This is a genomic window from Milkweed yellows phytoplasma str. MW1 (genome assembly GCF_000309485.1).
Lineage (GTDB): Bacteria > Bacillota_I > Bacilli_A > Acholeplasmatales > Acholeplasmataceae > Phytoplasma.
Genome location: NZ_AKIL01000029.1, coordinates 1 through 536 on the forward strand (window position 1 = coordinate 1; position 536 = coordinate 536).

The 536-nt window shown below is 23.1% G+C and carries 1 protein-coding gene; it reads right to left on the reverse strand.

The features are described 5' to 3' along the window. Positions 1–24 precede the first annotated feature (24 nt). Positions 25–471, reverse strand: a complete 447-nt coding sequence (locus tag RI76_RS00485; RefSeq protein WP_017192160.1) for an Hsp20 family protein — start codon at positions 469–471, stop codon at positions 25–27. Positions 472–536 lie beyond the last annotated feature (65 nt).

The following is a 536-nucleotide window of genomic DNA, read 5'->3' on the forward strand; positions in this document are numbered from 1 at the left end:
TTTGATTTTTTTTATTTATAAGAATTATTTTAATTCTAAATATTTTTTTTCTTTTCGTGTCTCTTCAGGTTTTTTCTGAATAATAATTGTCAATAAACCATTATTTAATGAACCGTCAATATCTTCAATAGAAAAATCTTCACCTATGTTAAAACTACGTTTAATAATACCTCTAATTCTTTCTTGTCTTAAAAAGTTAACTTCAGGTTGGCTTTCGTTTTTTTTTACGGCTTTTGATGGGTTTTCTTGCTTAGGATGAGCTTCAATTATTAACCATCCTTCTTCTAAACTTATTTTAATATTTTCTTTTTTAAAACCAGGCAATTCGCTAATCAATTCATAATGTTGAGGATATTCTTTAATATCGGTTCTCATAAAAGAATGAGAATTCTCACCAAAAGAAACGCTTTTCCAATAGTCTAATAAATTTTCTAATAAGTCATTATTTTTATCAATTGCATTAACAAACATTTTTATATTTATCTCCTTTTCTATATATTTATTTTAATATTATTAATAATTTCATTTTTATTATA